Origin of the sequence: Lacipirellula sp., from assembly GCF_965279485.1 — a bacterium.
In the GTDB taxonomy this organism is placed as follows: Bacteria; Planctomycetota; Planctomycetia; order Pirellulales; family Lacipirellulaceae; genus Lacipirellula.
Genome location: NZ_CBDIIC010000002.1, coordinates 978,680 through 1,005,633, shown reverse-complemented (window position 1 = coordinate 1,005,633; position 26,954 = coordinate 978,680). Strand labels below are relative to the sequence as shown.

The following is a 26,954-nucleotide window of genomic DNA, read 5'->3' as shown; positions in this document are numbered from 1 at the left end:
ATGAGCAGAGTGAGGCGATTTTCCACGTGGGCCGCGACCGCGGCGGCAGCGGCGATTCCGGCGACGGCGTTCGCGCAGAGCCCGCTGACTGAGTTCGCTTGGAGCCCAGCGAAGACCGGCGCCCAAACTTGGCAACTCAACGGAAACTGGCAGACGGCGAACTTTCCGAACGACCCGCTCCACACGGCGAACTTGTCGCAGGCGCTGGCGGCGAACGTGAACGTCAACACGGGCGCGGGCGTTACGGTCGCCGGGCTCAACATTGGCGGCTCGTCGGCGGCGGTGACGACGCAGGTTTCTGGCGGAACGCTCACCTTCCGCAATTCCTTCGTGCCGCCGGCGCTCGTCGGCAACGCCGATTTCAATGGCGACTCCTACGTAAACGGCCTCGATTTTCTGATCTGGCAACGCAATCTAGGGACGACGGCGCAAAGCAATAACAACAAGGGCGACGCCGACGCGAACACGATCGTCGAGGCGGCCGATCTCACGATCTGGAAAAATCAGTTTGGGCTCGGTTCGGAAATGTTCACGGCGGGGACGGCCTTCGTCGAAACGAAGGGCGTGGCCGGCTCGAACAATGTGATCGACGCGAACGTTTTTCTCGACAACGAGCAGTTGGAGATTGCCGGCACGCGAAATCTGACGATCAACGGCGGCCTAAGCTACACCGGCGATCCCAGCGCCGCGGGCGTCAGCAATTCCGCGTTGCGGATTGTAGCGCCGGAGGTGACGGTGACGCTCAACGGCGGATTGGCTATCAACAATTCCGACGCACTGACGGCGATCGATTTCAAGATCAACGACAGCGATCGTTCGCAAGGCAAGCTGATTGTCAACGGCGTGATGAGCGGCTCGGGCGATCTGGTGATCGGCGGGCAAGGCAACGGCGCGCGGCTGCCGCTGTCGACAGTGGAACTCAACGGAAACAACACGTACGCCGGCAGCGTTCGCGCGGGACGTGGCAATCTGGTGCTCGGCCACAACAACGCGTTGGGGCGCAATCCGGGAGCGCTGCCGAACGATCCGAGCGATGACTCGCTTTCCAGTTATCGGCAGGCGGGGCCGGCGAACCAGTTCGGCTACAACCTGCTCTCGACCGACGATGCGCGGGTGATTTCGAACAACATGATCGTCGCCCAATGGCAGACGATCAAAGGCGACCATTCGCTCACCTGGGCGGGCAACATTACGCAAACGAACAATCGCGGCATCATCAATTTGCTGCCGGCCGGCAAGACGTTCACTGTCGCGGGTAGGCTCGATATTTGGGAGAACGACGAACCAGATATCGAACGTCGCTTCGTGTTCGACGGCACTGGGAAGACGGTGATCACGGGCAGCATTCACCCTGACCCGATGAACTCGGGGCAAAATCGCGGTGTGCGGAAGACTGGCAGCGGCGTGCTGGTGATCAACGTTGCGGCGGGGAGCAACTCGCACGGCGGTTCCGAAATCGTCGACATGGGCAATCTCCACTTCGCGAACAACGACTCGCTCAACGTCGGCGCGGGGTTGATCGTCGCCCGCGGCGGCGCCGTGGGCGTCGATACGGGCGTCGCGAACAACGCGGCGTTCATGGCGAAGATCGATCCGACAAGTCGCGGCGGCCTGATGCTGGCGGCGAGCGACGCGTCGGCAACGCTCGATTTCACCGGCGTGCTCGCGAACGCCGCGAATATGACTGTCGCCGCACCGGAGAGTGGCTTGACGTTTACCGGCTCGATTACGCCTGCGAACAGCAGGTACCACCTCGGCGGCGGCGCCGGAACGCTGACGCTGCCGAACGCGCAGCTTACCGGCGGCAATAGCCTCGAAGTTCGTAATGGCGGCACGGTGCAGCTGCTAGGCGACAACACCTACACCGGCTCAACGACGATCCTGACGAAGTACACGACGACTTCCGAAGCTCAAGCGGCGGTGGATTCAAGCAACAGCAATCTCTCGGTCGGTTCAACCTATTATAAGGAAGTCGCGCCGACGCTCGTGGCGGATAAGCTTTCCAACGGCGGCGTTGCGAGCAGTATCGGCTCGGCGACGAGCGATGCGTCGAATCTGTTTATTCAAGGGAGCACGCTGAAGTACGTCGGCACAGGCGACTCGACGAATCGTCTTTTCACCATCGGCACCGGCGGCGCGACGATCGATTCCTCGGGGGCGGGGGCGGTCGTCTTCTCGAACGTCGGAACGCTTGGTCGCGACGATGCGGAAGATCGCAACGGCACGCTCGACGACTTCACCCGCGACCCGACCGGCATCTACGATGTCGCCGACAGCAGCGACATCATCGTCGGGATGACGGCGACCGATCCGGATGCCGGCGGTATTGGAGCCCCGCCGTTGACGGCTCCGCTAATCCCAGCAGCCACGACGATCACCGGCATCAGCGACGACGGCCGCACGCTGGGGCTCAGCGCGAGCTACGGGTTCCGCTTGAAGAGCAATACGCGGATTGTGTTCGGCACGACGCCGCGGACACTCACGCTGGCCGGCGTCAACGCGAACGACAACACGCTCGCATCGGCGATTACGAACTCTGCGAAGGGAGGCGTCGTCAATCTGGAGAAGACCGGCGGCGGCGTTTGGGTGGTCAGCGGCGCCAACACGTACACCGGTACGACGAGCGTCGCCGGCGGCAAGCTGCTCGTCAACGGCACGCATACTGGAGGCGGGGCGTACACGGTTGCTGCAGGGGCAACGCTTGGTGGAACCGGCACGACAAGCGGCGCGCTCACGGTGAGCGGCGTCGTCAATCCAGGGACGACCGGCGCCGGCACGCTGACGGTGAACGGCAATGGGACGTTCAATGCGGGTTCGACGGCGCTATTCGAGCTTGGCGGCGCCACGGCTGGGCAGTACGACAAGTTGAGCTTGAGCGGCACGCTGGCCGCGGGGGGGACGCTCGACATCGACTTCATCAACGGCTTCTCGCCGTCAGTCGGCAACTCGTTCGACATTCTTGACTTCACGACCGCAACGGGGACGTTCACGCTCAGCTTGCCGGCGCTCGGCGGCGGACGCGCGTGGAATACCTCGCAACTGCTGACGACGGGGACGATCAGCGTTGCCGCAGCGATTTCTGCGGTGCCTGAACCCGAGGCCGCGGCATTGGCGCTGCTTGGCGTCGGAGGGTTGGCACTGCGGCGGCGGCAACGTTAGTCGCGAACGAGCAACCTTGAATTCGAGGTTATTCCTTGCTCGCGGCACTCAACTAAAGATCGGCGTCGAGTTCATACTCGGCGCCGATTTTCGTTGGAAGCGAGAGCGAGTGGTTGCCGCAGCGAATCGTGAGCGGTTTGCCGAGCAAAGATTTGACGGTCGCCCGCGCGAGCTTTCCGCGTTTCCATGCAAAGGAGAGTTCGAAGCCACCGCGTGCGCGGAAGCCGGCGACTTCGCCTTCGCTCCAAGCGGCGGGCAGCGCTGGAAGAAGTTCGATGATCGCGGCGCCATCCGGACCCCTGAGATGCGACTGCAGGAGCATCTCGGCCATGCCGGCCGCCGCGCCGAAGTTGCCGTCAATCTGAAACGGCGGGTGGGCGTCGAAAAGGTTCGGGTAGACGCCGCCGCCGCGGTTCGTCGTTTTGGGCGAATCGGTGAGCGTGAGCAGGCCGTTGAGCACTTGCCATGCACGATCGCCGTTGCGGAGCCGCGCCCAGAAGTTGATTTTCCAGGCTCGCGACCAGCCCGTACCTTCGTCGCCGCGAAATTCTAGAGACTTCTGCGCGGCATGCAGCAACTCGGGCGTCTCCACCGTGATTTCGCTGCCGGGGTAGAGCCCCCAGAGGTGGGAGACGTGGCGGTGATCACTGTGCGGGTCGTCGATGTCTTGGAGCCATTCTTGTAACTGACCGTGACGGCCGATGCGGTTAGGGGCGAGTCGGCGCCGCATTTTTTGCCATTCCGCAATTTCCGGCCGCTCGTCACCAACGATCGCCGCCGCTGTGATTGCGTTCGCCAGCAGATCGCGAATGAGTTGATGATCCATCGTCGGACCCATGACGAGTCCCCCTTGCTCTGGCGAGTTGCTCGGGCCGCTAATGAGATAATGGTCTGGGGGGCGCGGATCTTCGACGAGGTAGTCGGCGAAGAATTCGGCGGCGCCATGCATCAGCGGATAAGCGCGTTCGCGGAGAAACGTTTCGTCGCCTGTGTAGAGGTAGTGTTCCCACAGATGATGGCAAAGCCAAGCGCCTCCGGTTGGCCAGATGCCGTGCGTCGAGTTGTTGATCGGCGCCGTGCCGCGCCACAAATCAAAATTGTGGTGGACGACCCAGCCATCGGCGGCGTAGTGGGTATGTGCGGTGCGGGCGCCACTGACGGCTAGGTCGTCGACTGCCGCGAAAAGCGGTTCGGCGCACTCTGGCAAGTTCGCGATCTCCGCGAGCCAGTAGTTCATTTCAAAATTGATGTTTGTTGTGTGCTTGCTATCCCACGACGGTTTCAGTTGGTCGTTCCAGAGGCCTTGCAGGTTGGCCGGTTGATCGCCAGGACGGCTGCAGGCGATGAGCAGGTAGCGGCCATACTGAAAGAGGAGTGCGGCGAGTCGCGGATCGTGGTCGCTGGCGCAATTCAAGATTCGCTGATCTGTAGGCAGCACCGCGTCGCCGGCCGGCGGGCCGAGTTGCAGCGCCACGCGGCGGAACAGTGGTTGGTAATCGGCGAGATGATCGCGACGGAGCGTTTCGAACGAGTGACGCGACGCCTGTTCGGCGTCTTGCTCGCTGCGATTGATCGGATCAGCGGAAATGTCTTGGAAATTGACGAAGTTCGTCGCGGCGGTGACGAGCAGCGTGGCGTGCGTCGCGTGGAAGATGCGGAACGCTCGAGCGCTAATCGCGACGTCGCCATCAGTTTCGAGGAGCGTCAAGTTCGCAGCGAACTTCATTTCGCCAGGAACGGGCGCGCCTGTTTGATCGATTTGATTGCGGACGCGGCCAGTTAGGCGGAGACTTGGCTTGGAAGAGGCTTCAACACGCACCTCGCTGAAATCGAGATCGGTTTGCGGGCTGTCGAGCGCAGCAGTAAACGCCAAACGGCCAGCGCGGTTGCAGGCGAGATTCACGACGATCGCCCGAGCCGGGTGGCTGGCGAAAATCTCACGGCGATAGCGGACGCTGTCGACTTCGTACTCCGTCTTGGCGATCGCGGCGTCGAGGTTGAGCTGACGGCGGTAGTTCACGGCTTGCGAATGGCCGGGAAACGTGAGTTTGAGGTCGCTGAGCGGTTGGTAAGCGCGTTGGCGGAGCGGGAGCGACATGAATCGCTCCATCGCCAAGGCTTCGGCTTCCCGCTGGCGGCCGGCGAAGAGCAGCTTTCGCAGTTCTGGTAGCGTCTCCGCCGCGCCGGGATGATCGTAGCAATGGGGGCCGCCGGTCCAGAGCGTGTCTTCGTTAAGCTGAAGCCGTTCCTCGGCGATACCACCGAAGACCATGGCGCCAAGTCGGCCGTTGCCGATGGGGAGCGCTTCGGTCCAACGCTCCGCCGGCGCATCGTACCAAAGCGCGAGGCCCCTGCCCTGCTCCGTCGCGGATTCGTCAGCATTGGCTGGCTCGCCAATGCTGCATGCGATCAGCAACTCAACGGTGAGAAGAATCGGGTGGAGCGAGAGGCCGAGGCTTTTGAAATTCATGCACCGGTCGCCTGATGAGGAGTTTGCCGCGCGCGGCGGCCGTGCCTCATCGTAGTCGACGGCGACTGTCGGCGCTTGGCGGCTCCAGCGCTCTCGATTGGCCAATCGAGCAGCCACGAAAAAAGCCGGCGGAGGAAAGGCTCCTCCGCCGGCTCGTTCGCCGATTTTCTATTCTTGGCTGCAAATAGGCAGCGGTTGAAGATCGCTACTTCGCTCCAGTCAATTCCTTGATGAACTTCACTTCGGCTTCGCTGTAGGGCTTGCCGTCGGTGTGGAAGATTTCGTGATGCCAAGGCTTCGGTTCGCCCAGTTCGGGCATCGCCCACGTCGGCCACGGGTACTTCGTGTTCGTCTTGCCGTCGACGAGGCCCCAGCAGTAGCAGCCAATCTTCTCTTTCTTGAAAATTGGCAACACTGCTTCCCAGGTGCTGCCGTTGCCGCGGGCGAGGAACTCGGTGCAGATCAGCGGGCGGCCGGTCTTGCGAAGTTGAGCGATGCGGCCGTTGAGAATCTCGGGACCGTCGTAGTTGTGGAACGAAATGACGTCGCTCAGTTCAAGCGCCGCCTTGTGGACCAGGTTCAGCTTATCGTGCGCGTCCCATTCCGGCCCGCGCCAGACGCCGACCGTCAACGGCTGCGACGGATTCACTTCGCGGGCCCATTCAAAACTCTTACGGACGAGACGCTCGGCGACCTCATCCTTATTCTTCAGTTCGAGCGGGCCGTAGCTGTTCGAGTTGGGATTGTCGGGTTCATTGAACAGATCCCACGCGAGGACGCGTTCGTCCTGGCCGTAGCGCTTGATTACGGCGGTGACGTAACCCTTCAGCGCGTCTTGCTTTTTGGGATCAGCAAGGATCACGCGGCCCGGGCCTTGAACCCAGCCGCTGTTGTGGACGCCGAGCCGCGGGCGGCGCTGCGGGCCGGATTGGGGATCTGGATCCCAGACGCCATCGAATAGGACGACCATCGGGCGAATCTTGTGCTTCGCGCAGATGTCGAGGAACTGATCAATGCGCTTGAAGAAACCCTCGGCGTCGTCGTGGTACGGCACGTCGTGCAGGAAGACGCGGACCGTGTTCATGCCGACTGACGCGGCCCAGCCGAGCTCGCGGTCAATCGTTTCGGGATCGAACGTATCCGCTTGCCACATTTCGAGTTGGTTGATGGCGGTGTTCGGCGAGAAGTTGCAGCCGACGAGCCACGGCTGCTTGCCGTACCACTCATTGGCCTTCTCGGCCGACCAGCGTTCGCCGGCCGCGGCGACCGAGGCGGCTAGCAGCGTGCAGGCCACAGCGGCGGCGAAGAGCCTCGAACTGCAGGTAGAGAAATGACGAAAAGGTAGCGGTATGAGCTTCATCGGAGGGGTCTGCCTGGGTGAACGATGAGAGATGATAGAAACTCGATTGTCGGCCAAGCCCGTTAGGGCGACAACCCGCGTGAGTTGTGTTTTTGCGACACTCCGACAGGCGGTGAATCTCACCGTTTCTTGAGATTGGCAGCGGAACCGAGCATGCATAGGTCAGCGGAGCTCGCCGTTCGACGTGGCAGCGTCCTTAAGGCCACTGCGGCGACGGGTCGCATCATGACGATCGTACGGGTAGGCGCGAATGTAGTGTTTGCTTCCCTGTAACCGTGCGCAGATCTGTGACAGGTTGATGCGTTTACCCGCAGAGATGCTTCGCAGGCGGAATCAGTGGCATAAGTTTGTGCAGCCTCGTCAAAAGTCTCGTTCCGCCGACTAATCCACGCGCGAAACTTCCTTCGCATCGGCACAAAGGAAATGGTAATGGTTGCCTATCGCAAAGTTCGGCTTGAGGATATTGCCCCTGGCAGCGTTCTCGCAGCGTCGTTGTACGACGGTCGACGCGAAAAGTTACTAGAGAAGGGGGCTCAGCTCGATGCGGGCCAGCTGCAATCGTTGCTAGGGCAAGGCGTTGAAGAGGCGGTCATCGAATGGCCGGCAACGAAGGCCGTGTCGAGTGCGCTGATTGGAACCGCGGCGGCTAATGATCAACAAATTGAAGCTGCCGACGTGTTGGGACACGCGAACTGCGCCGGCTGTGGGACATGGCACGCGTACCGTGCGCCGACGCCGCGGTCGAATGCGCAGGCTTGGTATTGCCAAAGCTGCGGCGCCGTCGTCTACGCCAGTTTCGATCCCGATAACTACGCTGACTACAGCGGAGTCGGCTTACTTGCCGTGGAAGATGGACTAATCGCTAACTTGGGGAATGCGCCTGAGGAGCCGGTGGATTCGACGCCGCCCGAGCATTTGCAGCGACTGGTTCGCATGCTGACCTCCCGCGAGTTTAAAGGAGTGGAGCGTCGACGCTACAAGCGATACGCCGCGGTTGCGCCGGTCGTGGCCGTGCCGCTGGGAGAAGACTTCCGCGTTACTGGGAAGCCAATTCGCATGACGACGACTAACGTCTCGCATGACGGCATCGGATTGATTCACACGCAATACTTGCGGGCGCCATACTACGCCCTCGATTTTTCGATCGCGGGATTGGAGCTTCGGCAAGCGATTGTCAAGCTGGTGCGCGTCCGCGGCTTGGGACCCGTTTACGAGTCGGGCGGTCGATTCGTTCGCGGGTTGAGTCGCAAGGGCTGAGCAGCGTTTCACGCTTCCAAAGTCGACGTTGCTTGCCGATACTAGCCGCATGCGTCGTCTCACCGCCATCTTGAACCCGCAGTCCGATCGCGGCCGCACAGCCTTGCTCGCGGAGCAAATGCAGCAGGCCCTTGCCGGTCGCGTGGAGTTACAACTCCTGAAAACGACTTGCCGCGGCGAGGCTATCGAGCTTGCGCAGCAAGCCGCGGCAGCGGGATGCGACGGCGTCGTGGCCATTGGAGGCGACGGTACGGTTCACGAAGTGGCGAACGGCCTGCTGGCGATTGACGCGGCAACGCGGCCGCCGCTGGGGGTGATTCCCGCCGGCTCGGGAAACGACTTTGCGTTTGCGCTGGGGATCGAAAAAAACTTATCGCGAAATGTTGAACTGCTGGCCGGCGGCCTCACCCGCGCCGTTGACGCAGCGCTCGTCGAGACGGCCACGGGGCGGCGACGGTACTCGATCAACAACCTGGGCGCCTTGCTCGAAGGCGAGATCAATCTCGCGAGCCATCGGCTCACTTGGCCGCGTGGTTCAGGATTGTACTTGCGCGCGGCGCTGCAAACGCTTGTCCGCCGTCCGCCAATCGCACGGCTACAACTGACGGTTGACGGCCAACGGCACACGCGCGAGTCGGCGATTCTGTCGATCAGCAACGGCTGCCGCTCAGGCGGAAAGTTTTACCTCATGCCCGATGCAAAGATCGACGACGGACGGTTCGATTATTTGGTGGCCCGCCCCGCGACTCGTTTGCGGATGCTGTGGGAGATCTACCGTTCGCTCGGTCGAGAACGTGCGGCCAGCGCGTGGGCCGAGCAAGGCGAGTTCGCGAGCATGACCGTCGAGAGCGACTTGCCGCTTGCGGCGCACGTCGACGGCGAGCCATGGTTGCGGCCGGAAGAAGGCGAGCGCGAGCTAACGCTCACCGTGTTGCCGCGCGTGCTGCTGGTTTTCGCCCCCGCTGGTTGAGCAAACCGAGCGCGCTGAGCGACAGCGCGATGCAACTTGGTTCGGGAACGGCGGCTTGCGTATTCGCAGTGCTGTTGCCTGAGGCGGCCCGCTGCCAAGCGAGGAGGTCCGCGCCGTCGACGTCGCCATCGCGGTCGTTGTCGCCATCGCGGAACGTGGCGCCCGTCGGCATGCCGTAGCCAGTTTTCCAAACAGATAGGTCGTCGCCGTCGACGACGCCATCGAGATTGAAATCGCCGTCGGCCCCGCTGCGTAGCACGATCGTCGAGACGCTGTAGGCGGGCATCGTGTAGAGGAACGCGTTTACCAGCTCGATCGGAATGTCGGCGACCCGCTGCGGCGTCGCACTCGCGGAGGTGAGTTGGTAAACCTCGGCGAGATCGAACCGTTGGTCGTGCGTCACTTCCAGCGCCGTCGTCTTCGCTGCGGCGGTGCGGTTGATCGCGACGAGCACCATGCGGTTCGGATCTTCCGAATCCAGACTGGCGTACACCGAGGACTGATCGAGCGAGGTCGTTGCCGCGGTGATCGACTCGTCGCCAAAGCTGCCGCCATTGCCGTCGTAGTTGAGGTACATATTGAACGCCCCGGCGGCGTACTGCGATTGGCTGTCGCCATGCAGGCTCCAAAAGGTTGCCGCGAAGACGCCCTGCACGCCGAACACGCCGAGCGCGTCGGCTTGCGCGATTCCGCCGGAGATGTGATTGGTGCCGCCGTAATTGTACTCGGTGATGCCGATTCGCGTGCCGGGGTTGAAGTCGTTGATGTCGCGCTGGACGCGCGGCAGCAGTTTAATCGGGCCCGGGTTGCCGGGGCTGCCGCTCCATGTGCCCCATTGGCTGATCCAACTCGTTTCGACGTACGTTGGATCCCACAGCGAGCGCGGCGCCTGGACGCGTGCCGCGACGACCGCCGGCGAATTGTTGTTCTCGACGATGCGAACGCCGCCGCCGGTAGCTTCCGGATACCAGTGGAGATCGAGCACGTCCATCAGCTTGCGGCCTTGCGCCGCTTCGGCCGCGGCAGTTTCCTTGAGCAGCCACTCGTAGAAATGGAGTTCGCCCGATTCGTCGCCGCCGGGATGCGAGGGCGAGGTCACGCGGTCGCCAGCGTCTTGCAACTGGACAAAGTCTTGCCAGCCGTAGCCGACGCCGCCGAAGACTTTGGCGTTGGGATTCACGTTCTTGATCGCTGCCGCGTGGGCGATTGTCTTGTCGCGGAGTTCAGCGAACGTTGGTTGGCTCGGGTGGAGACGCGCGTGCGTGCTGTTCCACAAGCCGGGCTCGTTGTCGAGGCTGTAGAAGACTTCCTGCCCCGGCTGCTTCGTTTTCTCGACCCAGTTCACAAATTCGTCGGTGAAGACATAGCCATCGGTTTTGTTCGGCGTGAGCGACAGCGATGCGCCGGGATACTTCGTCGTTTTTTGCGGAACGACTTCCTTCCAACGCGACGAAGGAGCGGCTTGCGCCTCGGTGACCGTTTGCCCCGAGGCGTCGGCAGCGGCGTAGCCGGCGGTCGGCACGGTGACGATGAGGGCCCTGTCGTTCGCAGCCGCCGACTGCAACGAGCCAAGCACCGCATAGCCGGGCGCCGTGTTGCTTTGACCGTTGGTGAGAAAATTGTCGCTCTGGTGATACCAATCGCTGCCTGCGTTCGACGCGTTGGTTTCCCAGTTGTAGCCTGTCCAGCGATTACCGCCGAGCCGGTCGACGGTTACCGGATTGCTGAGCGACGAGCCGGCGAAGAAGTTCATGCCGTAGATGTAGGGCGAGATCGGCCGAGGAGGCTTGGCGAGCGAGTTGACCGTGAGCCGCACGTCGGCGGCGCCGGGATTATCGGGCGTGATCGCGCGGGCTGGCGTCGGTGAGAGAGCGAACGCTGCCTGCAGCACGCCAATGGCGAGAAGTCCGCGCCAAGCATTGAACGTCATGCGTCGCCGCCTCATCGGGTGGAGTCATCAACCGAGCCATACGATGCGTTGTCGCGCCTTCGCACGGCGATGCGTTCAATTCTTAACGCTGCCGGCGATCGCCACAACAAGCGTCGGGGCGCCAATTCTAGCTGCTAGCTCTTTTAGAACTCGTTGCGATTGACGACCCCGCCGTCTTGGGCGCAGGTCAGCTTCTCCCAAGCGCCATAGCGGAGGTACGCATCGTCCTCCTCGAAAATCCAATTGAACGAGCTGCCTGCGTGGGTTGAGATTGAGTTAGAAATGAACACCACGCTGCCGTCGCCCATGCCAGCCATGACGCCGTTAGCGTGAGCGCTGCGCGGGGTGGCTTGATTGCTCGGACCATCGCCAGCCGGCATGCAATCGGGGAGCAGCGTGCCATCCGCTGCAGCGGCGCCGCCCAACTCGGCGACGACATTGCTAAAACCCCAGATGTTGTCGGCGCCGGCCAAGCAAGAGTTCGGACCGATGCAATCGTCCGTGGCATGGCCCCAGAAGCTGCTCGCGCCGGCGCCGCCCATGGCCCAAATGCCACGGCGATCGGACGGCGTGACGCCGGCTCGCACCTCCGCCATGACGATCGTGTTGGAGGTGCCGTCCTCGACTTGCCGCATCGACAATGCGATGTTCCCCCCCATGACGCCGCGAGTCCAAGGTTTGCCGTCCCAGAACATCATGGTGACGGCCGACTTCTCTTTGTTGTAGGAGAAGTTGCCCGATTGCATGTGAATCAACGACGACATCGCGCCGTAGTTGCCCCGCGCCCAGTTGTCGCTCCCTTGTTCGGGGGTGGCGGTGAACGCCTGAGCCGCGTTGGGGTCGCTGGGGCAGACAAGCGCGGCGACGACCGTGGCGCGCGGCTCACGATTGATATCAGCCGAGATTGCCTGCGTGAGATCAAAGCGTTTGTAAAGCGCTTGCTGCTCCGTGAACGGTAAGATTTCGATAATCCAATTGGGCCCGTAGAGCGGGTTTCTGCCGATGCCCGCCATTCCGCCTTTATTCTTGATATTGTCGGGTTCGTAGGTCACGGCAAACGGATAGCGTTTGCGAGAATCGTGGTAGTTTAACAGCCCGAGGCCTAACTGTTTGACGTTGTTGGTGCACTGTGTCCGTCGCGCTGCTTCACGCGCCGCTTGCACGGCCGGCAAGAGCAGCGAGACCAGTACGCCGATGATGGCGATCACCACCAGTAGTTCGACCAATGTGAAGCCATGCGACGGGCGTTGGCGAGAGATCGATTTATTCATGGGACGTCCTCAGGCAGATCAGTAAACAGCGATCATCGCTGGAATAAATTCGTTGCGAGTGGAACTCAACTCGTCGGTTTCGCCACTTTGAGCGTCAGCGGAGCTTCGGCGGTATCGATCTCGAGGGGCGTTGTGAGTTCGCTCGTGTAGCTCTTGGGGACCACCGCTTTATCGCCGCCCGCCCTCACTGCGATGCTGACTTTATGCTTGCCTTGGATGGCGCCGTCGGCGTGCGCGTAGGTCGTCACCGAGTCGAACGTGCCGTCGGCGATGTTGACGCGACACATTCCGGTGCGTGGATGAGTCTTCGTGTCGAGCGGCGCTTCCATCGACCGAAACGACAAAATCATCTCTTCAGCTGGGATCACCGAGCCGTCGTCGTAGACGATCTTCCCGCTGACAGGGATGACTCCGTACGGCGTCGACTCCGCACAACCAGCGAGCAACGTCACGGCGACGACTGCAATGGACCCAAGAAGCCATCCGCAAGCGCTCGGCAGCCGACGGCCTTCTGATCCTGCCGTTCTTGAGTTTGAGCTACGCATCAATTGATTCCCATCCGGAGTTGGCGGATCGACAAGGCCGTCGGCGGTGGCAGTGACGAGGCTACTGTCGTTGGCGGCGCGACCGAAAGATTCCGAGGCCAGCCGCTGTTGCCGTGCCGACGAGTGCGAGCGCCGTCGGTTCAGGAACCGCGGAGACCGTTGCAACCGGCGGCGCGTATTGGCGCTGCCAGATGAGGAAGTCGGCGCCGTCGGTGACGCCGTCTTTGTTCGCGTCGCCGCCGTTGGTCGTGCCGAACGCCGTTTTCCAGGTCGCGAGATCGTTGCCGTCGACGTCGCCGTCGAGATCGAAATCAGCAGGCAAGGTTGGGGCTGCGGAGGTGAATTTGAAGTTGTCGAATGTCGTCGTCGTCTCCGGCGAGGCTGCGTCGCCCCCCATCATCGCGACGACAATCTGCCACCAAGTGCCGGGGCTCGCGGCCGCGGCCGCTTTCCAGTTTTTGGTGGGGTCGGCCGAATCGGGCAGCGTCAGGTCGATCGAAGCATGAATTGTCTGGCCTGGCACGGCGTCAACTTGTTTCGCTTGCGACCAACTCAGTCCGTCGCCTTGCATGACGATCCAGATGCCGCGCCAGGTCGCATCGGGGCTGGCAGTGACGTCAAACTCCAGCTTGCTACTTGCGGCGACGAGCGGCGCGAGTGCGCCTGAGTTCAAGCGGAAGCCAACTTGCCACGCATCGATCGGATGGGTGAGTTCGAGAGCGAACGTACCCTGAGTTACCCCAGTGGTAACGTACTGCGCCGTCCACAGTTGATTGTCGGGAGTTTGATCATCAGTGTCGACCAGTTCCCAATCAGCTCCGACGGAGGAACTGAGGTTGCCCTCAAAACTTGACAATAGGGTGTCTGCCCTGAGCGTCAACGGTTGGCAAAGCAAGCCTGCCGCCGAGAGTGCGATGCAACCGGCCAGGCGTCTGCTGGATCGAAGAGTGTTGCGGTTCATTTCCACGCCCTTTTCCTAAAATCGAGGTATAGGTGACTGAATCACACGGCCGCGCTGCCCGGTTTGACGCGACTCATGGACCACACATCCATGGTCATGCGACTCTCGTCGATGGCTTCGGCGCCGCGATTCGTGCGGCGCCGGCCGATCGTTCAGACCAATGCTTCAGACCCGTTGAAAAGAATTCGAAAAGCTGCTGTCGCCCCGCGGCCGACCTGCCCCACTGCCCCCCAAGGCGCAGGGCAGGCCGGCGTCGCGCGGCTCGCAACTCGGAACCATCGGCTCGTAGCCGATGGCGCCGCCTGCGAACGATTCCTACGAATCGCGGCGTCGCCGAACGAGCGCCAAGCCGATCATTCCGCCAAGCGCCAAACCGACAGTCGCCGGTTCTGGCACAGGGTTCAAACGAATGTTGTCAATCGTCGTGGTGATTTGCGACGGAGCGCCCGTGTCGCCCCCTTGGACGATCAGCACGATCTGCCACCACGATTTGTCGCCCGCAGCGGCCGCCGTATTAAAACCTTCGGCTTGCAGGTCAAGCGTTACCGGCGTCGTGACGCCGGCTGGTAGTTCCCACGGCCCGCGTTGCGACCAACCGAGTCCGGCGCCCTGCACAACGATGAAAAGCTGCCGCCATTCCGAGGTGGCCGGCGTTGTCGCGTCGAGCGTGAACTTCGTGCTGGCCGCGACCAGCGGGGCGAGAGCGCCGCCATCGAGGATGAAGTCTTGCGTCCAACCAGTGCCGTGCGTGAGCTGTAGGGCCGTCGCGCCCTGCGTCGCTCCGACCGGCGTGTAACTGCGAGTCAGATTCGTCGCCCAGGCTGGTCCCGCAGTTGACGTGAGATCTCCTTCAAATCCAGAGAGCAACATGTCGGCCTGGGAAGGCCGTGTCACGCACAACAATGCGACCAGGGTTGCGCCAATCACATGCGCAGGTATTTTGCTTCGCTGCATCATTAGTCGCCTTTCAAGAGAAGTAAGAAGAGAGGTTCGCTTCAGGCTGATCTATCAGAAAAGTGAGCGTCCGCGAATGGACGTAAGTTCACAGAAGGTCGATAGTTCTCGCGGTTAAAATGGTTTAAGCGTTCTTGGGCGGCGCGGCCGTCGAGCCGCGCACGATCAATTGAGTTTTCACTTGGATCGACGTTGGCGGTTGATCTTCAGACAAGCCGTCGCTCGTGAGGCTGCGGATGATCAACTCGGCGCCAAGCGTACCGATTTGGTTCGCGTCGAAGCCGACCGTCGTCAGCGGTGGCGTCATGTACTTGGTCGCAAACTTATCGTTAAAGCCGATCAGGCTGAGGTCGGTAGGGATTTTTAGGCCGTACTGCCACATCGCGTGGCCGATGAGCGTCGACTCGAGATCGCTGTAGCAAATCAGTCCCGTCGGCCGGGCGCCGCCGCGCGTGAGGACCGAGATCATTTCGTCTTCCGAACAATGCCAGAAGTTGGGTTCGAGCCCTTCTTCCGTCATCGCGGTTTCGAAACCTTGGAAGCGTTCTTGAATGCTGCAGTGCGGCTTCACCGTGTTGTGAACGTACAGCCCAATGCGGCGATGGCCGAGCGCGATGAGGTGGCGAGCCGCGGAGTAGGATCCGGCGACGTCGTCGACGACGATGTGCGGCAGATCGCAGTCGGAGTTGTCGCCCAGCAGCACGCAGGGGAGCGCAGCTTGGCGGATCCCGTTACGTACCGGCTCCGAAAGGGGCTGGAACGTGACGCAACCATCGACGTGCCCGCCGAGCAGCAGTTCTTCCCAGTCGCCCCCTTCGTCGACGGGGACGAGTAGGAGGTGATGATCGTGCTTCCGCAATTCGCGGACGAGGCCCTGCAACACCTTGTCGTTGACCCCTTCGAACACCCAAGCATCGTCGGTGTAGAGCAGGCCAACCCCCTTGGTGCGTTGCTCGGAGAAGGCTCGCGCCCGCAGGTTGGGGCGGTAGCCCAGGCTGTCGGCAATTTGCCGGATGCGCGCCGCCCGTTCGGCGCTATCCTTGCGATCGCCTTTGGTGTCGCCGCGCAGGACGCGGGCGACTGTGGAGCTGGAAACTCCAGCCTGGCGCGCGATGTCGTAAATCGTTGCGGGCATCTTGGTCACGGTCTTGTGGAAGACGCTGGGTTTCAGTTGGCAAGTCAGTTTGCCAACTATATGCCACCGGTCGCATATGCGGGGCCGGTTATGCGTATTCCAGTGAATAAACCCGAAGAAAAGACGAAAAAGATGAGCTGCCACCGATGGCAATTTGTTCGAATGTGCCACCGGTGTCAATTCTATTTCCAGCACGTTCGTTGATTTTGCAAACGGGCGGAAGAAGGGCCGGGAAGTTTTGCAGGGAGAGCGAAGAATTGGCCTTGCGCAGCAGGCTGCGAAGGCGATGCTGAGCCGTTCAACGTGGCGACGCCGCGCCATCAACCGGCGGCAATTGCGAGGCGAGTGCGTAGATTAACGCTCCATTCCAATTGATCGCGATTTCGTTGGTCCGGTAGTCCTCAGTTGCGTCCGACCAATCGGTCGCCTTCGGGTTGGGACCGCCCACGAGATAGCCCGGCCAAGGTGACGCCACGGCGTCGCCTGCCGACTGCCGATCATGGGGAAACAGCGGCGGCTGCCCGCCGAGGCCTGTGACGAACGAACGGCCAAAACAGTTGCGGCCGAAAAGATGATTGAGACCATCGAGCGTGGCGTGGCGATAGGCTTCGTTACCGGTGAGTCGATAAGCGGCTTCGAGTCCGATCGCCTGTCGAGCAACCGTCCCGTTGCATCCCCAGTAGTATTTCGTGAACGGCCGTGCGTACCCGTGATTCGCCGCTGCCGCGACTGTTTCATCGGCCGCTGCGACGAGGCCCTTACGCAACTGTTTGACTAATTTAGGGTTTCTCCCGTCGCGTTCGGAGAAGAGATAGGTTATGAGTCCGAGGTTTTTAAGATGCTGCCAATCCCAATCGACGTCGAAGTTGGGATGAGCGGCGAGGCGCTCTTCGAGGTCGGCAAAAGCGTCTGAATCACCGGTTGTTTCCCATACTTCCGCAGCGGCCCAGAGCCGATCGTCTCCGTCCGGGGCGTGGTAGCCGCCGGTGTTGAACGCCGATTGGTCGGCCTCATGCTCTTCAGGGTGCTCCCGTAAAAACTTCGCACTGCGGAGTGCAGCCTCTCTGCATTGCTTTGCGAACGTCGCGTCATACGGCTTGTAGAGTCGCGCCGCCTGAGCCATCGTCGCGGTGAACGCGGCGGTCGCCGCGCTGCTCCAGGGGGCGAGGTAGCGCGCATCGCTGTCGCGATCCGACGCGATCAGGCCGCCGAAGTTCAGCGCGCTCACCTTGTGATAGACCGAGCCATTGTCGGCTTGCATCGTCAGTAGCCAATCGAGTTCCCATTTGATCTCGGCAAGGAACTCAGGCAGCTTGGGGTCCGTGGGCGGAATGTCGAGTTTGTTCTGCTCGATTGCCGGCCCAAAATCTTCCCAAGCGCGGAACATCATCCCCACGGTCGCGGCTGCGTTAACGACGTACTTGTTGTAGTCGCCGGCGTCGTGCCAGCCGCCAACGCTCGCGCGCTGAACATGGCCGCCGCCAACATGGTCGAGGTAAGCGTCCTCAAGGTGGCAGGGGCCATGCTCGAAGTGCGCGCCTTGATGATCGCCGGAGACCGGCATCCCGCAGCGCCACAAATACATTGCCCGCGTCGCCACGCGGAACGGCTCGTGGTAGAGATCCTCCGCGACGCGGAATCTTGTGCGTTCGCCCGAGTTGACGAGGATGATTTCGTACTCACCCGCCGCCGGAGCGAGTTTCGTGAAGTCGGCAATTGTGAGTTTCTCGTCGGTATCGACGTTTGCCTTCGGCGTCGGCAGATCACCTTCCCAGACCATGGCCCCGTCGTGGAGTCGGCGGATCTGATACTTGCCGCCATCCGCCGTGGCAGTAGCGATCGTGGCGACCATCGGTTTGCCGGGCAAATAGCCAATGGTGTTGAGCCGGATTGAGGGAGCTGTTGGCGGGGCGGCCTGGTCATCGGCCGCCGTGTGGGCTGCCAACACGGCGAGCAGGCACCAAGTCGAACAGAGCCAGCGGAGACCAGGCATCGGGCTTTTCCCGGGGAATTGCGTCAGTTTCGGGGCGCGGGCGAAAAGTCGTACGGCGTTTATAATCGAACGGGAGCAATGGGGCAAAATAGGGGCGAAGCCTCTCCCCCTACCCCTCCATTCGCCCAGTTTCTCGGCAATCCGGAAAAATGTTCGAAAGCTGGTGACAATTCGCCAGCGAAGCGGCCAGTTCCATACTGAAAGGAATGGCGCCCATTTATGCCCCATCACAGCCGAACCAGAACCGACGAACTGCTCACCGCGGCCCAAACGGGTTCCGTGGAGTCGTTGGGCGAATTGCTGCAACTTTACACAAACTACCTAAAGCTCCTTGTCCTCGCCCAGCTGGAGAAGAATCTTCGCGTGCGGGTGAGTCCGTCCGATGTGGTGCAGGAAACATTTTTCGAAGCCCACCGCGACTTCCCCCAGTTTCGTGGACAGAGTTCGGCGGAGTTCATCGCCTGGCTGCGAAAGATTTTGGTCAACAACCTGTGCCGCGTCGTCGAGCAGCACGTCCTCGCCGAGAAGCGCGATGTTCGCCGCGAAGTATCTTTGGAACGACTCGCCACGGCCCTTGAGCAATCGACCGCGCGGCTGGAAGCGGTGATCCCCGACCCCGGCTCTTCGCCGAGCGCCGGCGCTCATCGGCGCGAGGTGGAGCTCGTGTTAGCCGACCAGCTTGCCGAACTGCCTGCCGACTATCGCGACGTGATCGTCCTGCGGCACATCGAGGCGTTGCCCTTCGAAGAAATTGCCCGCCGCATGGAACGGTCGTCTGGCGCCGTGCGAATGCTGTGGCTGCGGGCGGTGAAGCAACTGCGCGAGCGGCTTGGCGCCCGGGGGGTAGTATGACCGCCGGCGGCAACGAAGACGAAACGATCGTCTCCCCCCAGATAGAAGCCCACAGCGAACGGCTAGCGACGATCCTCGATCAGTACATGAGCGAGCTTGAGTCGACGGGGCTGCCGCCCGATGTCGAGCGGCTTGCGGCGGAGCATCCCGATCTCGCGGATGAGTTGCGATCGTACGCCGACAGCTTGCAAGTCCTCCACCAGATGACGACGAACCTCCGTCCCGTTGGGGCAACGCGGCCTGACGAGGTAATGACGGGCGGTCAGCGCCCCAAGCGGCTCGGCGACTACGAAATCATTCGCGAAGTCGGCCGTGGCGGCATGGGCGTGGTCTACGAAGCACGGCAGATGTCGCTGAATCGTCAGGTCGCGCTGAAGGTACTGCCATTCGCAGCGATGCTCGACGAGCGGCAGATCGCCCGCTTCCGTACCGAAGCGCAAGCGGCCGCTCAGCTTCATCATCCGAACATCGTGCCGGTTCACGCGGTCGGCCAAGAGCGTGGCGTCCACTACTTTGCGATGCAGTTCATCGCCGGGCAGTCGCTGGAGCACGCCATTGATGACTTGCGCGGCTACGCGACGCCGAGCGATCCGACGGTTTCGCTGTCGCATGCCGAGGCGGTGATGAAAGCTGCGGAGCGAGAACGCGAGACAGCGATCGATTCGGCTTTCTCGACGCGGGTGTCGACTCATAGCCGCACCTACTGCCACAGCGTCGCCCGCTTGATGCTGCAGGCGGCCGACGCACTCGACCACGCGCACCAGTTGGGCGTTATTCACCGTGACGTCAAACCGTCGAATTTGCTGCTCGACCGCAACGGCAAGCTGTGGATCACTGACTTCGGGCTCGCGCGAATTCAATCCGATTCGGGCGTGACGATTTCGGGCGACATCGTCGGCACGATCCGCTACATGAGCCCCGAGCAGGCGGCGGGTAACTCGGCCTTCGTCGATTGCCGCACCGACGTCTACGCGCTCGGCGCCACGCTGTACGAATTGCTGACGTTGCGTCCCGCGCATGTCGGCAGCGGTCGTCAGGAGATTTTGCAGCAAATTGAATCGGTGGAGCCCATTTCGCCGCGCAGTCTGAATCCTGCGGTGCCGTATGACTTGGAGACGATTGCACTGAGGGCGCTCGCGAAGTCGCGCGATGAACGCTACCCCACGGCGCGCTCGCTGGCGGATGACTTGCGTCGCTTCTTGAACGGCGAACCTACCGAAGCCCGCCGGCCGACGCTCACCGACCGTGCCGCCAAGTGGGCGCTCCGGCATCGCAGGTCGGTGGCCTTGGCCGCGACGTTCCTCGTGGTCCTCACCTGCGTTTCCGCAACTTCGGCACTGATGATCGCGCAGGGCGAGCGCCGTACGAAGGAGGCGTTAGCCGCCTCGGAGGCCAACCGCCAACGGGCGGAAGAACACTTCCAGCAAGCTCGGCAGATGGTTGATCGCTTTGGCACGGTTGCGAACGACCTCGCGCGGATTCCGGGCGCCGAGCTGCTGCGTCGCGACTTGCTTAATGACACGCTTGAGTATTACCGGCAGTTCATCGCGCGGGCGAACGGCGACGCGCTCCTCGCTTCCGACATGGCGGGCGCTTACAACAAGGCCGCCGTCATTGCCGAGGCTCTCGGCGAACGCGACGATGCGCTTCAGTTTTGCCGGCAATCGCTCGCACTGTTTGATCAGCTCATTGCCGCAGCGCCCGACGATCAATCGCTGCGTGCACGGCAGGCGAAGGCTTACAACAGCCTCGGCCTACTGTTGGCGGCGATCGGCGAATCGCAAGAGGCGCTTGATTCCTACGCGAAGGCAGTCGCCTTACAGCAAGCGATCGCCGATCGTGAGCCTGGCGCCGACGCCCCCGAGCAAGCGCTCGCCGAAACCTACAGCAATCTGGGCTTGCTGCAGGGACAACTAGGCGAGAAGCCGGCCGCTCGTAAATCGCTGAGCGCAACAATCCGCTTGCTAGGCCAATTGCTCGAGACGAAACCAAACGACGTCGATTTGCGGCACGATCTGGCGATTGGCTTCAACAACCTCAGCTTCGTCGAACGCGGCGATGATTGGAGCCACTCCGAAGCATCGTGCCGGCGCGCGATCGCGCTGCTCGATCAGCTCGTTGCCGAGAACGACTCGCGCGACGCGTTCCGCAGCGACCTTGCGCTTTGCCAGAACAATCTCGGCGCCATTCTCGGTCACCGCAAAGATTGGGAACAGGCCTGCGTCTCCTATCGCAAGGCGATCGACTTGCAGCGGCAGCTGGCGCGGAAGTCGGGCGCCGTTGTGCTCTACCGTCGCGACTTGGCGGTGTTCCTCAACAACCTCGGCCAAGCTCAGCAGGAGCTACAAGACTTTTCCGGCGCTATCGAATCGTTCGCCGCCTCGGAAGAGATCGCGTTGCAACTCGCTCAGGATTATCCGCGCGAACTCACGTTCCGCAGCTTGGCGGGGGCGGTGCTGAATAACCGCGCGATGGCGATCGAATCGTCGGGCCGTGCGGAGGAATCGCTTCACGTGTACGAGACGTCGATCAAGCATCAGCAAATCGCGTTCGACGCCGCTCCACAAATTGCCGAGTATCGCGAATTCCTCAGCAAGCACTTTTATAACTATGCCCGAGCGCTCCGCGCGGCCGGTCACTTGCAGGACGCTGCTGACGTCGCGCTGCAGCGCCGGCAACTGTGGCCGAAGGATGGCGAGCATCTTGGTAAAGTAGCGGTCGAGCTAGCAGAGACAGCTCGCCTGTTGCGCGAAAGTGACGATGGCGATGCTCGAACAGCAGATTTATCGGCCAAGCTCGCTGCCATGGAAACCGCGACGCTCGAAACGCTCCGCCAAGCTGCGGAGCTAGGGAGCGATCTAGCCGCGTTGAAAAATGAGGCCGCGTTCGCTTTTTTGCACGATCACCCGATTTGGGTTAAATTGGAGACTCCTCGCCAGCCGCTCGGCGGGTCGCCGTAGCGATTCGCCGTCAGACAGGATGTCGCCGCTGTCACCAGCTTCGGACCATACGATATGGGTCGCCTTTTCAAATGGATTCGCTCTGCCTCGACTTCTCGCGTCAACAACGCGCGGAACGTCGCGTCGCCGCGCCGTCAGTTGCGTTTCGAACGTTGCGAATCGCGGATTGCGCTGTCGACGAACGCCGGCGACCTGAAGACTGAGTTCGATGGAAGCGAGCAGCTCGCGTCGACCGATGGCGGGTTAATCTCCCTGTCCTTCGACTTCAGCACAGTCGCCGCCAGCGAGAACTTCGCCGGCACGCTCAACGCCGAAGGTTTCAAAGACCTCCGCGACCAAACATTCGTCCTTAGTTCGACCGGCACGGTCACCGTCCGTGCGGAAGCGTTCATCAGCGTCGTCCGTGCACGCATCGAGGATGGTGCTCTATCAGATTTTTCAAATAACTTTTTCGGCGGCACGTTGACCTCGCTCGGCGAGGCGTCGGTTTCCAACAACAAGGGCTTCGACGTTCCCGGTCTGACGACTGACGGCGACTATAACCTCACGCTGCAGTCGCCGGAGTTGTCGTCGCCGTCTATTAATAGCGATCTCTCCGTCATTCCAACCCCGACGCCGTCGGAGCAGCCGAGTCATGGCGCCAATGAAGGCGGGCAGATCGCGCTGACGCCGTTCGTGGCGCCGACGGGGCTCACACTCTCGAACGGACATGGAGCAGAGAGCATCGCGCGGGCAAAGTCGAGACTCGAAGAGCTGAGCAGCGGCGCCGAAGCGCGAGGCGAAGATGCGATTCGCAGCGAAGGCCTGCGCGGTCGCGCCGTGGTCTACGAAGTGGCGGACGCCACGAGCGAGACGTTGCATCTTGCTGAGAAGTCCGAGGTCGACGCTCCCGCGAGCGATCGCGGTGAAATCAACTTCGTCTCCCTGAAGGCGCTGTCGCCAGCGTCTTTCAACAAGCGCGAGCAGCTCGCGGCTGGTGACGATGATGCACCGGTCGGGCCAGCCGTCGCCCAGGAGTCGGCAGTTGCTGAAGAAGCGGTCCTCCCAGCTGAAGTCGTCGACTTCTTGGAAGCGATCGAGCTTTCCAGCCTAAATGGCGACGACGTAGCCGCCGCGCCGGCTTTGAATGGGACTTCTCACAGCGAGGGCGCTGATCACGACGCCGCTTTCGCTGAATGGGGAGCCGACGATTCGCTTACCTCGGCGGATGCGCACGCGGCTTCCGTGGAACACCGCGATCGTCGCATGCTCGGCCTCGGCGCCGCGGTTGCGGTGACGTTCGTCCCGCTACGGAAAGTCTGGCGTCGCCGTGGCGAGGCAAAGCTACCGGCAGCCACCCATCGTCAGCAATAGCTGGCGGTAGCGTTCGCTGGCGAAGCGTACTGCATTCCACTCAGCGTCGCTTGGAATGCAGCAGCGACGCCAGCGGCAAACTAGCGGCGAGCGCCGCATATGCCGCGACCATCGATGGTGGCGTGAGTCGTTTCTCAAATCCTGGCGTGAGCCGTCGCGGTACGACGTAATAATCGACGACGTAGGCTGCTGCGGCCGTTGCAACGCCGCCCAAGAGCGCCCGTGATACGTTCCCGCGTCGCGCGGCCCGGCCGAAGCCGAGTTCGTACACGGCCGCCCAAGATGTGATCGCCACCGCATTCAACGCCGCGCCGGTGAGCGTGTATTTTGCGGAAAGTTCATCATGTTCCGCCGCTTCGTCGCCCCACGCGATGTGGCTCACTGCGTTGATGGGGGCGGCGCTGCTATCGTTCTCCAGCGCGCCGCAAGCCGCCACAGCGGCTGTCGTCGCAGCAGTAGCCGGGACTGCGGTTTGCAGGGTGCGCGCCACGAAATCGACCAGAAGGCTCATTGCATCGCTCCAATTCGAGGATTGTCGGCAGGCGTCGAGTGGACTGCTGCTGCTGCCTTGAGCGAATGGCGTGCCACGGGGGCTAGGGCTGCAAATGAAACGCCTTCAACGAGGCGGCGTCTGCAGCGAGCGTGATGGCGCCGCAATCAGCGCACAGGCGGGCCAGGACCGTCACTGATTTGGGGAGATACTCGTTAGGTCCGATGGGGCGGAAGACGATCAGCTGAAACGCGTCGACCGTTCCCTCATGCAGATCACTGCCGCCGCATTTGTCGCAGTTGGAAGAATTCATCTGACTGACGCCGTTACCTGATGAATCAGCTTGGAGACGACGGCTACAACCACCGATTCCATGCGAACGAGAAGAAGTGAAGCCAAGGGGGATCGAACCCCTAACCTCTGCCTTGCAAAAGCAGACCGAAACAAGAGGGTTTCAGCTGTTTCCCTCTGTGATTACCGAATGGTACGCTCGCGAAGCCACCATTGCAAACTCATGCGGACGCAACCACGATTTGTCGTGAATTGCGGTACGAGTTCCGGCGCAAGGCGGTAGACGTTTTGGAAAATGAACCGCTGACCCGATGCGTTAAACGGTAGTGCCCTGCCCTACCGCCGCTGACGCCGCCTCAGCGCGTCGAAGCCGCCTTGCCCAGCCTTCACGGTCGATTAGCACCCGCACAGCTGCGATCGTCAGGCGGGGCTTCTGCGACTCCATGGCGGACACCACGACATCCTGGACGATGGCGGCGCCTTTGGCGGGGTCGCTCTCCCATCTCTCGCGGACAGCTGGCGAATGAGCAACAGGTCAGACGGCCGGATCTCGGAACGTCTCGCACAGCCGCCACGCAGAATTGGGGCTTCGGCGGTCGCCGCCGCTCGACGCCAACGGAAACGGGCTGATTCGGTCCCGGTTGGTCTGCAGCCAATCGCGGGGATTCTGGATATCTATTTGCGTGGCGACTTAGCCCTCGCTACCCTGAAGCCGTCCTCCCTGCCGGAACGGGGAGACGACTTTTCAACTCTGGAACGGAGAAGGCTCATGAATCGGACCATTGGCGCCATTGCCATTTGGACTATCGCCGTCGCATTCACTGTTGGCGGAGCTAGCGTTTCAGCCCAGACGCTTCAGCAGCCCGTTTATATTGGCGTTACGCGGCAAGCAGGCTCGATCTGGTCGTACCGACTAAACGCATCGGCCTTCGGTTTTACGCTCGGCGTGTCGCTCACCGCGCCGGACGGGACCGTATTCGAGTCGACGCCTACTCGGCGACTCTACGAAGTTGACAATCTCACAGCTTCGGAACTTACTTCACGCTTTGCCGGGAAATGGACAGTGAACGATGCTTGGGATCTTCCTCCCGGCGCGGCGACGCAATTACATAGTTTCAACATCACGACGGCGCAGCTATCGACATTTCCTGCAACACCAGGGATATCGTCACCGGCGCCCAATGCCATCGTCCCTGCCGTCTTCAACGTTGTCAGCGGCGGAAACGGCCTGCGCATTACTGGAGGACCTGTGGAATTTCTCACCTTCAATGGATCCATTAAGCCGTTGAAGGTGCTTTTCACACCTGGGGAGCAGCAACGGGAGATCGGGATTCGCGCTACCTCGCAGAACTACATGCAATTGGGGAACATTCCTGCTCCGACGACCAATCCAACTCATAGATTTCGATTGGTCCTGACGCAGAATAGTGAGTCAGCGCCACGTTACGTGACGGCTGTAGTGCCTGAGCCGATGTCGCTCACCTTGGCCAGCGCGGGGATGCTCGCGCTCGCGACTCTCCGCCGTCGCTAGTAACCCCGCCGCCTGCCTGCGGCGGCTGACGGTCTCGCTTTCGGAAGACGCAGAGGCGAGCAGCGGCGAAACTGCGAAACGTCGTTCCTCCGCCGTTTTCATCACAAAAACGGACCTCAAATGAGCATCGGGTGCGCTTTGAAACAGCGCGCACTTCAGGATGTGCCTTAAGCACTCGCAGTCGATCTAGCTATTACCATTAAAGACTTTTTTCTAACTAGGAGCATCGCTAATGATCAGTCTTAGATTCAGTGCTGTCGGATGGTCAGCTCTTACTGTCACTGCGATAACGTTCAGTTGTGCAAGCTCATGGGCGGTTAAACTCGATACTGTTGCCATCGGCAATGTGGGGAATTCTCCCGATAGTGCAACTGGATACGGTGGCGTTAGCTATGCATACCGCATCGGCAAGTTCGAGGTAACTGTGGGACAATACACCGAGTTTCTGAATGCCGTGGCGCAAACGGATACTTACTCGCTCTATAACCCATCAATGGCTACGAATCTTCGAATCGCTGGGATCGCGCGGAATGGTGCTGCGGGCAGCTACAGCTACAGCGTGATTGGATCGGCAAATAAACCGATCACTTACGTGAGTTGGGGTGACGCTGCCCGTTTCTCAAATTGGCTTGATAACGGGCAGCCCGTAGGTGCCCAAGGTCCCAGCACCACTGAAACTGGGGCCTACACGTTGAACGGCGCAACTTCTAATAGTGCGTTAATCGCAGTGTCGCGCAGTGCTGAAGCTCGATGGTTCATTACTTCGGAAAACGAGTGGTACAAAGCCGCGTACCACCAACCAGCGGCACTGGGAGGCGACTCCGATGACTATTGGGACTATCCGACTAGGACCAACAGTGAACCGTATTCGGATCAGCCGCCTGGCATCGGAGCGCCGACGCCGTCGAACACTGCTAATTTTTATGCAACAGACGGCCTGGCGAATGGTTATAACGACGGACATGCAGTCACTGGAACGACATCCTCCAACAGCAGTCAAAATTATTTAAGCAACGTCGGTGCGTACACCTTTGCAGCGAGCCCCTACGGCACCTTCGATCAAGGAGGGAATGTTTACGAGTGGAATGAAGCCGTGATCGACGGAGCGTATAGGGGAGTGCGTGGCGGTTCCTACGCCAACCTCGCAGAGAAGCTGCTCTCATCTGAGCGATTCAACAGTCGCACTTCACCTGCAGAGGAATCCAGTTCAGTTGGATTTCGCGTGGCATTCGTCCCAGAGCCGGGAGCGGCAGTCCTTGGTTTATTCGCAAGTGCGTTGTTCTGCTCATGCTGCAGGCGCAATGCTCGTCGGCCGCAAACACTAGGAGTGTCTGCCCCGCCTAGCTTTCAATCCCGCCGCTAGTAGCCGCGAGATGTTCCACTTAGCCCAACGTCAGGGGGGGCGAGAATCGGCGAGCACTCCGCCGGCTCGCGAGAAAAGAGCGCTCCCCAGATTCGCTAGGTCTGCGGGA

Annotated in this window: 19 protein-coding genes; 8 read left to right on the top strand and 11 right to left on the bottom strand. The window is 61.4% G+C overall.

The window, feature by feature from the left end:
• Complete coding sequence (locus ACQY7R_RS11585) at positions 1–3,159, top strand: beta strand repeat-containing protein (protein WP_428305759.1); 3,159 nt, start codon at positions 1–3, stop codon at positions 3,157–3,159.
• Positions 3,160–3,211: 52 nt separating this feature from the next.
• Here ACQY7R_RS11585 and ACQY7R_RS11580 read toward each other — a convergent pair whose 3' ends face one another.
• The gene (locus ACQY7R_RS11580) at positions 3,212–5,629 is read right to left on the bottom strand and encodes a glycoside hydrolase family 95 protein (protein WP_428305758.1); all 2,418 of its coding nucleotides are present in this window, start codon (positions 5,627–5,629) and stop codon (positions 3,212–3,214) included.
• Between the two features lie 205 nt (positions 5,630–5,834).
• Positions 5,835–6,989: a cellulase family glycosylhydrolase gene (locus ACQY7R_RS11575; protein ID WP_428305757.1), complete on the bottom strand. Its 1,155-nt coding sequence runs from the start codon at positions 6,987–6,989 to the stop codon at positions 5,835–5,837.
• A gap of 429 nt (positions 6,990–7,418) precedes the next feature.
• Between ACQY7R_RS11575 and ACQY7R_RS11570 the strand changes: the two genes are divergently transcribed.
• Together ACQY7R_RS11570 and ACQY7R_RS11565 are read left to right on the top strand one after the other, a co-directional pair.
• A complete protein-coding gene (locus ACQY7R_RS11570) occupies positions 7,419–8,246 on the top strand; it encodes a hypothetical protein (protein ID WP_428305756.1) in 828 nt (275 codons plus the stop codon).
• 49 nt (positions 8,247–8,295) lie between these two features.
• Complete coding sequence (locus tag ACQY7R_RS11565; protein ID WP_428305755.1) at positions 8,296–9,216, top strand: diacylglycerol/lipid kinase family protein; 921 nt, start codon at positions 8,296–8,298, stop codon at positions 9,214–9,216.
• Here ACQY7R_RS11565 and ACQY7R_RS11560 read toward each other — a convergent pair.
• The 7 genes from ACQY7R_RS11560 to ACQY7R_RS11530 form a co-directional block, all read right to left on the bottom strand.
• Positions 9,170–11,146: a glycoside hydrolase family 44 protein gene (locus ACQY7R_RS11560; RefSeq protein WP_428305754.1), complete on the bottom strand. Its 1,977-nt coding sequence runs from the start codon at positions 11,144–11,146 to the stop codon at positions 9,170–9,172. The two genes, ACQY7R_RS11565 and ACQY7R_RS11560, sit on opposite strands and share 47 nt — an antisense overlap.
• Positions 11,147–11,289: 143 nt before the next feature.
• The gene (locus ACQY7R_RS11555) at positions 11,290–12,417 is read right to left on the bottom strand and encodes a DUF1559 domain-containing protein (RefSeq protein WP_428305753.1); all 1,128 of its coding nucleotides are present in this window, start codon (positions 12,415–12,417) and stop codon (positions 11,290–11,292) included.
• Positions 12,418–12,482: 65 nt separating this feature from the next.
• On the bottom strand, positions 12,483–12,869 hold the full coding sequence (locus tag ACQY7R_RS11550) for a hypothetical protein (RefSeq protein WP_428305752.1): 387 nt from the start codon (positions 12,867–12,869) through the stop codon (positions 12,483–12,485).
• A gap of 154 nt (positions 12,870–13,023) precedes the next feature.
• Positions 13,024–13,818 carry a PEP-CTERM sorting domain-containing protein gene (locus tag ACQY7R_RS11545; RefSeq protein WP_428305751.1) on the bottom strand — a complete coding sequence of 265 codons (795 nt, stop codon included), beginning with the start codon at positions 13,816–13,818 and terminating at the stop codon, positions 13,024–13,026.
• A 420-nt stretch (positions 13,819–14,238) separates the two neighbouring features.
• On the bottom strand, positions 14,239–14,817 hold the full coding sequence (locus tag ACQY7R_RS11540; protein ID WP_428305750.1) for a PEP-CTERM sorting domain-containing protein: 579 nt from the start codon (positions 14,815–14,817) through the stop codon (positions 14,239–14,241).
• A gap of 184 nt (positions 14,818–15,001) precedes the next feature.
• Complete coding sequence (locus ACQY7R_RS11535; RefSeq protein ID WP_428305749.1) at positions 15,002–16,012, bottom strand: LacI family DNA-binding transcriptional regulator; 1,011 nt, start codon at positions 16,010–16,012, stop codon at positions 15,002–15,004.
• Between the two features lie 298 nt (positions 16,013–16,310).
• Positions 16,311–18,005, bottom strand: coding sequence for a glycoside hydrolase family 9 protein (locus tag ACQY7R_RS11530; protein ID WP_428305748.1), 1,695 nt, complete (start codon positions 18,003–18,005; stop codon positions 16,311–16,313).
• A 219-nt stretch (positions 18,006–18,224) separates the two neighbouring features.
• Here ACQY7R_RS11530 and ACQY7R_RS11525 point away from each other — a divergent pair, with 219 nt between their 5' ends.
• The 3 genes from ACQY7R_RS11525 to ACQY7R_RS11515 are packed head-to-tail and all read left to right on the top strand — an operon-like array spanning position 18,225 to position 23,170.
• Positions 18,225–18,857 carry a sigma-70 family RNA polymerase sigma factor gene (locus ACQY7R_RS11525; RefSeq protein WP_428305747.1) on the top strand — a complete coding sequence of 211 codons (633 nt, stop codon included), beginning with the start codon at positions 18,225–18,227 and terminating at the stop codon, positions 18,855–18,857.
• Positions 18,854–21,817 carry a protein kinase domain-containing protein gene (locus tag ACQY7R_RS11520; RefSeq protein ID WP_428305746.1) on the top strand — a complete coding sequence of 988 codons (2,964 nt, stop codon included), beginning with the start codon at positions 18,854–18,856 and terminating at the stop codon, positions 21,815–21,817. Before ACQY7R_RS11525 ends, ACQY7R_RS11520 begins: the two co-directional genes overlap by 4 nt.
• 54 nt (positions 21,818–21,871) lie before the next feature.
• The gene (locus tag ACQY7R_RS11515; protein ID WP_428305745.1) at positions 21,872–23,170 is read left to right on the top strand and encodes a hypothetical protein; all 1,299 of its coding nucleotides are present in this window, start codon (positions 21,872–21,874) and stop codon (positions 23,168–23,170) included.
• Between the two features lie 40 nt (positions 23,171–23,210).
• On the opposite strand, the gene ACQY7R_RS11510 is transcribed toward ACQY7R_RS11515, so the two are convergent.
• A complete protein-coding gene (locus ACQY7R_RS11510) occupies positions 23,211–23,681 on the bottom strand; it encodes a hypothetical protein (RefSeq protein WP_428305744.1) in 471 nt (156 codons plus the stop codon).
• Positions 23,682–23,763: 82 nt separating this feature from the next.
• Positions 23,764–23,973 carry a hypothetical protein gene (locus tag ACQY7R_RS11505; RefSeq protein ID WP_428305743.1) on the bottom strand — a complete coding sequence of 70 codons (210 nt, stop codon included), beginning with the start codon at positions 23,971–23,973 and terminating at the stop codon, positions 23,764–23,766.
• Positions 23,974–24,720: 747 nt separating this feature from the next.
• Between ACQY7R_RS11505 and ACQY7R_RS11500 the strand changes: the two genes are divergently transcribed.
• Both ACQY7R_RS11500 and ACQY7R_RS11495 read left to right on the top strand, forming a co-directional pair.
• Positions 24,721–25,482 (top strand): hypothetical protein, encoded by a 762-nt coding sequence (locus ACQY7R_RS11500; RefSeq protein WP_428305742.1) that lies wholly within the window; start codon positions 24,721–24,723, stop codon positions 25,480–25,482.
• 232 nt (positions 25,483–25,714) lie between these two features.
• Positions 25,715–26,845, top strand: coding sequence for a formylglycine-generating enzyme family protein (locus ACQY7R_RS11495; protein WP_428305741.1), 1,131 nt, complete (start codon positions 25,715–25,717; stop codon positions 26,843–26,845).
• Positions 26,846–26,954: the final 109 nt, after the last annotated feature.

Excerpts from the sequence above, each read along its gene's own strand:
- ACQY7R_RS11585 (WP_428305759.1), top strand. The coding sequence starts at position 1 with ATGAGCAGAGTGAGGCGATTTTCCACGTGGGCCGCGACCGCGGCGGCA.
- ACQY7R_RS11580 (WP_428305758.1), bottom strand. The coding sequence starts at position 5,629 with ATGAATTTCAAAAGCCTCGGCCTCTCGCTCCACCCGATTCTTCTCACC.
- ACQY7R_RS11575 (WP_428305757.1), bottom strand. The coding sequence starts at position 6,989 with ATGAAGCTCATACCGCTACCTTTTCGTCATTTCTCTACCTGCAGTTCG.
- ACQY7R_RS11570 (WP_428305756.1), top strand. The coding sequence starts at position 7,419 with ATGGTTGCCTATCGCAAAGTTCGGCTTGAGGATATTGCCCCTGGCAGC.
- ACQY7R_RS11565 (WP_428305755.1), top strand. The coding sequence starts at position 8,296 with ATGCGTCGTCTCACCGCCATCTTGAACCCGCAGTCCGATCGCGGCCGC.
- ACQY7R_RS11560 (WP_428305754.1), bottom strand. The coding sequence starts at position 11,146 with ATGACGTTCAATGCTTGGCGCGGACTTCTCGCCATTGGCGTGCTGCAG.
- ACQY7R_RS11555 (WP_428305753.1), bottom strand. The coding sequence starts at position 12,417 with ATGAATAAATCGATCTCTCGCCAACGCCCGTCGCATGGCTTCACATTG.
- ACQY7R_RS11535 (WP_428305749.1), bottom strand. The coding sequence starts at position 16,012 with ATGCCCGCAACGATTTACGACATCGCGCGCCAGGCTGGAGTTTCCAGC.
- ACQY7R_RS11530 (WP_428305748.1), bottom strand. The coding sequence starts at position 18,005 with ATGCCTGGTCTCCGCTGGCTCTGTTCGACTTGGTGCCTGCTCGCCGTG.
- ACQY7R_RS11525 (WP_428305747.1), top strand. The coding sequence starts at position 18,225 with ATGCCCCATCACAGCCGAACCAGAACCGACGAACTGCTCACCGCGGCC.
- ACQY7R_RS11520 (WP_428305746.1), top strand. The coding sequence starts at position 18,854 with ATGACCGCCGGCGGCAACGAAGACGAAACGATCGTCTCCCCCCAGATA.
- ACQY7R_RS11515 (WP_428305745.1), top strand. The coding sequence starts at position 21,872 with ATGGGTCGCCTTTTCAAATGGATTCGCTCTGCCTCGACTTCTCGCGTC.
- ACQY7R_RS11510 (WP_428305744.1), bottom strand. The coding sequence starts at position 23,681 with ATGAGCCTTCTGGTCGATTTCGTGGCGCGCACCCTGCAAACCGCAGTC.
- ACQY7R_RS11505 (WP_428305743.1), bottom strand. The coding sequence starts at position 23,973 with ATGAATTCTTCCAACTGCGACAAATGCGGCGGCAGTGATCTGCATGAG.
- ACQY7R_RS11500 (WP_428305742.1), top strand. The coding sequence starts at position 24,721 with ATGAATCGGACCATTGGCGCCATTGCCATTTGGACTATCGCCGTCGCA.
- ACQY7R_RS11495 (WP_428305741.1), top strand. The coding sequence starts at position 25,715 with ATGATCAGTCTTAGATTCAGTGCTGTCGGATGGTCAGCTCTTACTGTC.